The sequence below is a fragment of the Rhodopseudomonas sp. WA056 genome, from assembly GCF_010906995.1.
Lineage (GTDB): Bacteria > Pseudomonadota > Alphaproteobacteria > Rhizobiales > Xanthobacteraceae > Rhodopseudomonas > Rhodopseudomonas palustris_G.
Genome location: NZ_QPFS01000165.1, coordinates 1 through 8671, shown reverse-complemented (window position 1 = coordinate 8671; position 8671 = coordinate 1). Strand labels below are relative to the sequence as shown.

Here is an 8671-nt window from a genome sequence, read left to right as displayed (position 1 = left end):
GCCCTCACCCCAACCCTCTCCCGCAAGCGGGAGAGGGGGCGCGCAGCGATGCGGTGAAAGGTGATACGCTCCGCGCCCGCGCCCTGCAGGCGATCTCCGTCACCCAATGGGTGCCGCCGGCCGGCCAGAACCGCATCAACGGCATGATCTCCGGCCGTCCCGACTGGGTGATCTCGCGGCAGCGCGCCTGGGGCGTGCCGATCGCGGTGTTCATCAAGGACAGAGGCGACGGCTCGGTCGAGATCCTGCAGGACGAGATCGTCAACCAGCGGATCGCGGAGGCCTTCATGCAGGAAGGCGCCGACGCCTGGTACGCCGAAGGCGCGGCCGAGCGCTTCCTCGGCGAACGCGCGGCCGAAGGCTGGCAGAAGGTCGACGATATTCTCGACGTCTGGTTCGACTCCGGGTCGACCCACGCGTTCGTGCTGGAAGACGCGCAGAACTTCCCCGGCCTCGCCGGCATCCGCCGCAAGGTCGACGGCGGCGCCGATACGGTGATGTATCTGGAAGGCAGCGATCAGCATCGCGGCTGGTTCCATTCGTCGCTGCTGGAGAGCTGCGGCACCCGCGGCCGCGCGCCCTACGACGTCGTGCTGACTCACGGCTTCACGCTCGACGAGCAGGGCCGCAAGATGTCGAAGTCGCTCGGCAACACCACCGATCCGGCCAAGGTGATCGCGTCCTCCGGTGCCGACATCCTGCGGCTGTGGGTGTGCGCCACCGACTACGCGGACGATCAGCGCATCGGCCCCGAGATCCTCAAGAACGTGGTCGAGACCTATCGCAAGCTGCGCAACTCGATCCGCTGGATGCTCGGCACGCTGCATCACTATCGTCGCGACGAGGCCGTGGCGTTCGCCGACATGCCGGAGCTGGAGCGGCTGATGCTGCATCAGCTCGCCGAGCAGAGCGCGACGATCCGCGCCGCCTATGCCGAGTTCGACTACAAGACGGTGGTGGCGTCGCTGGCGGCGTTCATGAACACCGAGCTGTCGGCGTTCTATTTCGACATCCGCAAGGACACGCTGTATTGCGATCCGCCGTCGTCGCTGGCCCGCAAGGCGGCGCTGACCACGATCGACATCATCTGCGATGCGATCCTGAAATGGCTGGCGCCGGTGCTGTCGTTCACCGCCGACGAAGCGTGGGGGATGTATCGGCCCGACGCCGAGCCGAGCGTGCACCTGACGCTATTCCCGCTCGACCTCGGCGAATATCGGGACGAGGCGCTGGAGAAGAAATGGCGGGTGATCCGGGCGGTCCGCAAGGTCGTCACCGGCGCACTGGAGGTCGAGCGCGCCGCCAAGCGGATCGGATCGTCGCTCGAAGCCTCGCCGATGATCTACCTGCCGGAAGCGTTCATGGGCGACATCTTCGACGTCGACTGGGCGGAGATCTGCATCACCTCGAATGCGATGGTCGAGATCCTGCGCGGCAACGACACCCCGCCGGCGGATGCGTTCCGCCTGCCGGAGCTGGCGGATGTCGCGGTCGTGGTCGAACGCGCCCAGGGCACCAAATGCGCCCGTTCCTGGAAGATCCTGTCCAGCGTCGGCAGCGATGCCGACTACCCCGACGTCTCCCCCCGCGACGCCCAGGCGCTGCGGGAATGGAAGGCGCTGGGGGGCGCAGCGGCTTGAGCGGCGTGGCGCGCGCACCGGTCCCTCATGGTGAGGAGCGCGCCGATCGGCGCGCGTCTCGAACCATCAGGTTCCGTGGCCCTCATCCTTCGAGACGCGGCGAAGACGCCGCTCCTCAGGATGAGGAGGAAGCGACGGTTGCTCCGTCGCGGCTATGGCCGGGCATGACGACAGAGTGTGGGGCGAGGCCAAACCTATGACCCCCGTCCGCCTCGGCGTCCTCGCCGCCGTCGTCGCGCTGGCGCTCGATCAGGCGACCAAGCTGTGGCTGCTGTACGGCTTCGAGCTGGCGCGGAAGGGCGTCGTCCAGGTGCTGCCGTTCTTCGATCTGGTGCTGGCCTGGAACACCGGGATCTCCTACGGCTGGTTTTCCGACCAGGGCCCGACCGGGCAGATCCTGATGCTGGGGTTCAAGGCGGTGGCGATCGTGGCGCTGGCGATCTGGATGGCGCGCTCCACCACAAAGGTTGCGACCATCGGTCTCGGCCTGATCATCGGCGGCGCGATCGGCAATGCGATCGACCGGCTGGCCTATGGCGCGGTGGTCGATTTTGCACTGCTTCACGCCGAAATCGGCGGCAAAATCTACAATTGGTACGTGTTCAACGTCGCCGACGTCGCGATTGTTGTCGGGGTGGCGGCCCTGCTGTATGACTCCCTGCTGGGGCCACCCGCCGCAAAAGCGCCCTGATCCCGGCCGATACCGACCGCGCGGAAGTGGGCCGCTCCCCGGGTGCAGCCCGATCGCAAGACGTGAATAGGATCAACGCCATGCGCCAGACCGACAGCCGCCTTCCGACGCTGGACACGTCCACCGCTGCGATGCTCCGCACCGTCCGGCTGGCCGCCGTTGCCATCGGGATCGGACTGGTGCTGACGGCCGGCGTCGCCTACGCCGAGGACGATGGTGACGACACCACCTTTGAGGAGAAGATCATCAAGGGTCTGATGTCCGGCATCGGCGCCACCAATATGGAAAATTCCGGCATCAATTATCGCGAGCGCTCGCCGCTGGTGGTGCCGCCCAAGCTCGACTTGCCGCCGCCGGAAACGGCGGCCGACGCGGCCCCTGCGCCGAACTGGCCGAAGGACGCCGACCTGCAGCGCCGCAAGGAGATCAGGGCCGCCGAGTCCAAGGCGAAGCCGTCGCCGTGGGAATCGGCGCAGCCGCTGACGCCGTCGCAGCTCAAATCGGTCCGAGCCGAGGCCGGCAAGGGCGGCAACGATCCGATGCAGCCCGGCAACCAGCAGAACAATCCGATGTTGAGCCCGTCTCAGCTCGGCTTCAACGGTTCGCTGTGGAGCGTGTTCGGCGGCAGCAAGACCGAGACCGCGACCTTCTCGGGTGAGCCCACCCGCGAGACCCTGACCCAGCCGCCGGTCGGCTATCAGACGCCGTCGTCGAATTATGCCTACGGCACCGGTCCGAAAGAAGCGCTCGGCAACAAGCGCATCGACATCATGACGGGCAAAGAAACCAGCAATTGAGTCTGGTTGCTGTCCGGTCCGTTACGGCACGGAGCGCCGTCTCACGCGGCATCACCTGTATTGGTCTGCTCGGTTGCGCAGGCCCCGGCATCGTCGGGCCGTGGCGACGCCGCGCGACCTGCACTCGACCCTGCCCACGCACGCTCGACCCTGTCCTAATCTCCAGCCGGGATGATGCCTGATATGACCGCATCCGTCGCTTCGCGCCGCCGCCCGCTCGCCGCTTTCGCGGTCCTCGCCGCGGTGTTCGCCGCCGCGCCGCCATCCGCCGCCCAGACCGTCACCGCCGCGCCGCCGACGACCTTCACGCTGCAGAACGGCCTGCGGGTGGTGGTGATCCCCGATCATCGCACCCCGGTGGTGACGCAGATGATCTGGTACAAGGTCGGCTCCGCGGACGAGACCCCGGGCAAGTCGGGGCTGGCGCATTTCCTCGAACATCTGATGTTCAAGGGCACCGCAAAGCACCCGGCGGGCGAATTCTCGCAGACCGTGCTGAAGATCGGCGGCAACGAGAACGCGTTCACCTCCTACGACTTCACCGGCTACTTCCAGCGGGTGCCGCGGACTCATCTGGAACAGATGATGACGTTCGAGGCCGATCGGATGACCGGCCTGGTGCTGAAGGACGAAAACGTGCTCCCCGAGCGCGACGTCGTGCTCGAAGAATACAACATGCGGGTCGCCAACGATCCCGATGCCCGGCTGACCGAGCAGATCATGGCGGCGCTGTATCTCAATCATCCCTACGGCCGGCCGGTGATCGGCTGGCATCAGGAGATCGCCAAGCTCGACCGCGAGGATGCGCTGGCGTTCTATCGCCGGTTCTACGCGCCCAACAACGCCACGCTGGTGATCGCCGGCGACGTCGAGGCCGGCGAGGTTCGCCCGCTCGCCGAGCGGATCTACGGCCCGATCCCGGCGCAACCGGCGATTCCGGCGCAGCGGGAGCGGCCGCAGGAGCCGACGCCGGCGGGACCGCGCACGGTGACGCTGGCCGATCCGCGCGTCGAACAGCCGGCGGTGCGGCGCTACTATCTGGTGCCATCGGCCCACACCGGCGCCAAGGGCGACAGCGTCGCGCTGGAAGTTCTGGCCCAACTGCTCGGCCACGGCAGCAATTCGTATCTGTACCGCGCGCTGGTGATCGACAATCCGCTGGCGATCACGGTCGGCGCCAACTACCAGGGCAATGCGCTCGACGACAGCTACTTCATCGTGGCTGGAACGCCGAAGCCCGGCGTCGAGTTTTCGGCGATCGAGAAGAAGATCGACGAGGTGATCGCCGACCTCGTCGCCAATCCGGTCCGCTCCGAGGATCTGGAGCGGGTCAAGACCCAGCTCATCGCCGCCGCGGTCTATGCCCAGGATAATCAGGCGACGCTGGCCCGCTGGTACGGCCAGGCGCTGACCACCGGACTGAGCGTGCAGGACGTCCAGAGCTGGCCGGCCCGCATCCGCGCCGTCACCTCCGACGACGTGCGGGCGGCGGCGAAACAATGGCTCGACCGCAATCGTTCGGCGACCGGCTATCTGGTCAACGGCCCGGCGGCGAAGCAGGAGGAGAAGCGCTCGTGAGCATCGACCTGTCTTCGGCGCGCCGCATCGCGCTCGCCGCCTGCGTCGGCATCGCCGTCGCATTGTCGTCCGCGCCGTCTGAGGCCGCCGCCAAGATCCAGCGGCTGGTCACCCCTGGCGGGCTCGAGGCCTGGTTCGTCCAGGACGCCACGGTGCCGCTGATCTCGATGGAGATCTCGTTCGACGGCGGCGCCAGCCAGGATCCCGCCGACAAGCCGGGCGTCGGCCACATGGTGGCGAACCTGATCGACGAAGGCTCCGGCGACATGGATTCGGCGAGCTTCCACGAGCGGCTGGATCGGCGTGCCATCAAATTGTCCTATGCGGTCAATCGCGACTATTTCCGCGGCTCGCTGCGGATGCTCAAGGAGAACCGCGACGAGGCGTTCGGCCTGCTGCGAACCTCGCTGACCAGGCCGCGGTTCGAGCCGAAGGACGTCGAGCGCATCCGCGCCCAACTGATCTCGACGCTGCGCCGCCAGGCGCTCGACCCGAACACGCTGGCGAGCCGCAAGTTTCTCGAAGTGGCGTTCGGCGATCATCCCTACGGCCGCCCCTCGACCGGGACGCTGGAGAGCCTGCCGAAGATCACCGCCGACGACATGAAGGGGTATGTCGGCCGGGTGCTGGCGAAGGACACGCTGAAGATCGCCGTGGTCGGCGATATCGACGCCGATGCGCTCGCCAAGCTGCTCGACGACACTTTCGGCAGTCTGCCGGCGAAGGCGCAACTCACGCCGGTGCCGGACGTCGTCGCCGCCAAGCCGCCGCAGCGGACCAACGTCACGCTGGAGGTGCCGCAGACCGTGGTGATGTTCGGCGGGCCGGGCGTCAAACGTCACGATCCGGATTTCATGGCGGCCTACGTCGTCAACCACATCCTCGGCGGCGGCTCGCTGTCGTCGCGGCTGTACAGCGAAGTGCGTGAGAAGCGCGGGCTGGCCTATTCGATCTACGAGCAACTGCTGTGGATGCAGCATTCGGCGCTGTTCATCGGCTCCACCGGCACCCGCGCCGACCGCGCCACCGAGACGATCGATGCCATCACCGCCGAGGTGAAGCGGATCGCCGAGCAGGGGCCGAGCGAGCAGGAACTCGCCGAGGCGAAGTCTTACATCAACGGCTCGCAGATGCTGTCGCTCGACACCTCGGCCAAGCTGGCGCAGGCGCTGCTGCAATATCAGAACGACGGGCTGCCGATCGATTACATCGACAAGCGAAGCGAAGTGGTCAACGCGGTGACGCTCGACGATGCCAAGCGGGTCGCGCAGCGGCTGTGGTCGAACGGTCTGCTCACGGTGGTGGTCGGCCGCCAACCGCAGGCCGCGGCCGAGCCCAACATGGTGAAGCCCGCCGGCACCCCGCCGCCGGCACGAGCGAACTGACGCCACGCTCAGACTCGTATTCGCCCAAGCTTTCCCCGAGCACGACCGAACCTCTCCCCGAGGCATAGTTGAACCTCTCCCCGCGCGCGGGGAGAGGTCGACCGGCGAAGCCGGGCGGGTGAGGGGGCGTCTCCGCGAGTCCGAGCGTCTCGACCTGTTAGTTCGTAAGTCCCGATGACCGCATCCGCGCTCGGCGGCGTGGAAACGCCCCCCTCATCCCACCCTTCTCCCCGCGCGCGGGGAGAAGGAGCAGGCAGTGCATCGAAGGATGCGGCTCAGTTTTTCGGACAGGTCGGCGGGGTGTCGTCGGACCATTCCGGTGCGGCCAGTTCCAGATCGTGCAGGCCGAGCAGGCCGATCGTGCGCAGCGCCATGTGGTCGATCATTTCTGCGATCGAACGCGGCCGCTGATAGAACGCCGGCGACAGCGGCGCGACGATGGCGCCGATCTCGGTCGCCTGCGCCATGCTGCGGATGTGGCCAAGATGCAGCGGCGTCTCGCGCAGCATCAGCACCAGCCGGCGGCGCTCCTTGAGCTGCACGTCGGCGGCGCGGGCGAGAAGGTTGTCGAGATCGCCATGGGCGATCGCCGACAGCGTGCGGATCGAGCACGGCGCCACGATCATGCCGGAGGTGCGGAACGAGCCCGAAGCGATACAGGCGCCGACATCGTCGATGCTGTGGTGGCGGTGCACGAGATCGACGGCGTGATCGAGCGCGTTCGGCCCGACCTCGTAGGCGATGGTCCGCCGTGCGGCTTTCGACACCACCAGATGGACTTCGCAGTCCACCGAGGCGAGCAGCTCCACCACCCGCAGCCCGACCGCGGCGCCCGAGGCGCCGCTGATGCCGACGACGATGCGGTGCTGCGCGCTCATCGGATCAGCCGGCGCTGCCCGGCGGCCGGCAGAAGTCCCGGCGACAGTCCGAGGCTGGTCCACATCGCGTCGACACCGCCCACATCACGTCGGCCCAGTCGCGGACGTCGACGTCGTCGTCGACGATGATCAGGAGCTTGGTGTAGCTGAACTGCGGCAGCATCGACCACAGCCCCATCATCAGCCGCCGCGCCTGACCGGGGTAGCGCTTCTTGATCGAGGCGACCGCGATCCGATAGGAGCAGGCCTCCGGCGGCAGCCACAGATCGACGATCTCGGGGAATTGCCGTCGCGCGACCGGGAGGAACACGTCATTGAAGGCTTCGCCGAGCCGGGACGGTTCGTCCGGCGGCCGTCCCGTATAGGTCGACAGATAGATCGGATGCCGCCGCATGGTGATGGCGGTGATCCGCATCACCGGGAATTCCTCGACCGCATTGTAATAACCGGTGTGGTCGCCATACGGCCCCTCCGGCGCGGTCTCGGTCGGCGACACGAAGCCTTCGAGCACGATCTCGGCGTCGGCCGGCACGCTGAGCGGAATGGTCTGGCACGGGATCAGGCTCGGCCGCTCGCCGCCGAGCAGGCCGGCGAATTTGATCTCCGACACCGTCTCCGGCAGCGGCAGCACTGCGGAGAGAATCATCGACGGATCGGCGCCGATCACGATCGCGACCGGCATCTCGCGCTTCTCGGCTTTCCACTGGTGGTGATGCTTGGCGCCGCCGCGATGCGCCAGCCAGCGCATGATGAGGCGGTCCTTGCCCAGCACCTGCATCCGGTAGACGCCGACATTGTCGGTGCCGTGCGCCTCGGGCGGCGGCTTGGTGAAGACCAGCCCCCAGGTGATCAGCGGCGCCGGCTCACCCGGCCACGGGATCTGCACCGGCAGCCGGCCGAGATCGACTGCATCGCCGGTCAGCACGACCTCCTGCACGGGCGCCGATTTCGCCAGCTTCGGCCGCATCGCCAGCGCGGCTTTGGCCATCGGCAGCTTGCTCAATGCGTCGGTCAGGCTCTGCGGCGGGGCAGGTTCGCGCATCTCGGCGAGCGCCTCACCGAGCCGCGACAAGTTTTCCGGCAGGATGCCGAGGCCCCAGGCCACTCGTTCGACCGTGCCGAACAGATTGACCAGGATCGGCATCTCCGACGGCCTGCCGTCGGCCTTGATCGGGTTTTCGATCAGAAGCGCCGGACCGCCGGCATGCAGCACGCGACGATGAATCTCGGTGAGGTCGTGAACGACCGACACCGGCTTGCGGATGCGCTGCAATTGTCCGCGGGATTCGAGATAGGCGCTGAACGCCCGCAAATCCGGGAACGGCGGTTTGACGCGGTTCAGCATGATGTCTCCCTGCGGAGACAACTGGTCAGCACCTGCCATCGCCCCTGTCTTTGATCAGGCGCAAAGAAGTACCGTCAGGGCCGGGTTACGCGGGTTGTTCACGATAAGGTGGCCCATGTCGGTATCCAATTCATCCGTCTCCAGGATGCCCGTGCCGCTTGCCCTCGCGACGCGGGTGTTGCCGCTGTTGCCGCTGCAGGTGCTGCTCGGAATCTGCTTGCGCGAAATTCGCGCGCGCCATCCCCGGATCTTCGATCGCCTCGGTCCGCACACCGGCAAGCGCTACGGCCTCGCGCCGACCGATCTGCCGATTGCGGTCGTGCTCGAACCGCGTCGGATGAATCCGCGGGTCACGGT

Annotated in this window: 7 protein-coding genes and 1 pseudogene; 6 read left to right on the top strand and 2 right to left on the bottom strand. The window is 67.2% G+C overall.

The annotated features are described in order from the left end of the window. The 5 genes from DU475_RS22000 to DU475_RS21980 all read left to right on the top strand — a co-directional run. A partial coding sequence (locus DU475_RS22000; RefSeq protein WP_164633330.1) for a class I tRNA ligase family protein occupies positions 1-1640 on the top strand: 1640 nt, incomplete at its 5' end. A gap of 196 nt (positions 1641-1836) precedes the next feature. Continuing rightward, on the top strand, positions 1837-2331 hold the full coding sequence (gene lspA, locus DU475_RS21995) for a signal peptidase II (RefSeq protein ID WP_164633329.1): 495 nt from the start codon (positions 1837-1839) through the stop codon (positions 2329-2331). Positions 2332-2411: 80 nt separating this feature from the next. Next, complete coding sequence (locus DU475_RS21990) at positions 2412-3128, top strand: hypothetical protein (RefSeq protein WP_164633328.1); 717 nt, start codon at positions 2412-2414, stop codon at positions 3126-3128. Positions 3129-3311: 183 nt separating this feature from the next. Then, entirely contained in the window at positions 3312-4706 is a 1395-nt protein-coding gene (locus DU475_RS21985; RefSeq protein ID WP_013504241.1) for a M16 family metallopeptidase, read from the top strand. Further along, positions 4703-6091, top strand: coding sequence for a M16 family metallopeptidase (locus DU475_RS21980; protein ID WP_164633327.1), 1389 nt, complete (start codon positions 4703-4705; stop codon positions 6089-6091). The genes DU475_RS21985 and DU475_RS21980 overlap by 4 nt, the downstream gene beginning before the upstream one ends. Positions 6092-6366: 275 nt before the next feature. Here the strand turns inward: DU475_RS21980 and DU475_RS21975 are convergent, their stop codons facing one another. Further along, complete coding sequence (locus DU475_RS21975) at positions 6367-6969, bottom strand: UbiX family flavin prenyltransferase (protein ID WP_164633326.1); 603 nt, start codon at positions 6967-6969, stop codon at positions 6367-6369. A gap of 4 nt (positions 6970-6973) precedes the next feature. After that, the gene (locus DU475_RS21970; RefSeq protein WP_246700393.1) at positions 6974-8314 is read right to left on the bottom strand and encodes a UbiD family decarboxylase; all 1341 of its coding nucleotides are present in this window, start codon (positions 8312-8314) and stop codon (positions 6974-6976) included. Between the two features lie 115 nt (positions 8315-8429). On the opposite strand from DU475_RS21970, the pseudogene DU475_RS21965 reads away from it, so the two are divergent. Next, positions 8430-8671, top strand: a pseudogene (locus tag DU475_RS21965) (ubiquinone anaerobic biosynthesis accessory factor UbiT); the annotation flags it as partial.

Coding starts and splice junctions, on each gene's coding strand:
- DU475_RS21985 (WP_013504241.1), top strand. CDS start 3,312: ATGACCGCATCCGTCGCTTCGCGCCGCCGCCCGCTCGCCGCTTTCGCG.
- DU475_RS21975 (WP_164633326.1), bottom strand. CDS start 6,969: ATGAGCGCGCAGCACCGCATCGTCGTCGGCATCAGCGGCGCCTCGGGC.
- DU475_RS21990 (WP_164633328.1), top strand. CDS start 2,412: ATGCGCCAGACCGACAGCCGCCTTCCGACGCTGGACACGTCCACCGCT.
- DU475_RS21970 (WP_246700393.1), bottom strand. CDS start 8,314: ATGCTGAACCGCGTCAAACCGCCGTTCCCGGATTTGCGGGCGTTCAGC.
- lspA (WP_164633329.1), top strand. CDS start 1,837: ATGACCCCCGTCCGCCTCGGCGTCCTCGCCGCCGTCGTCGCGCTGGCG.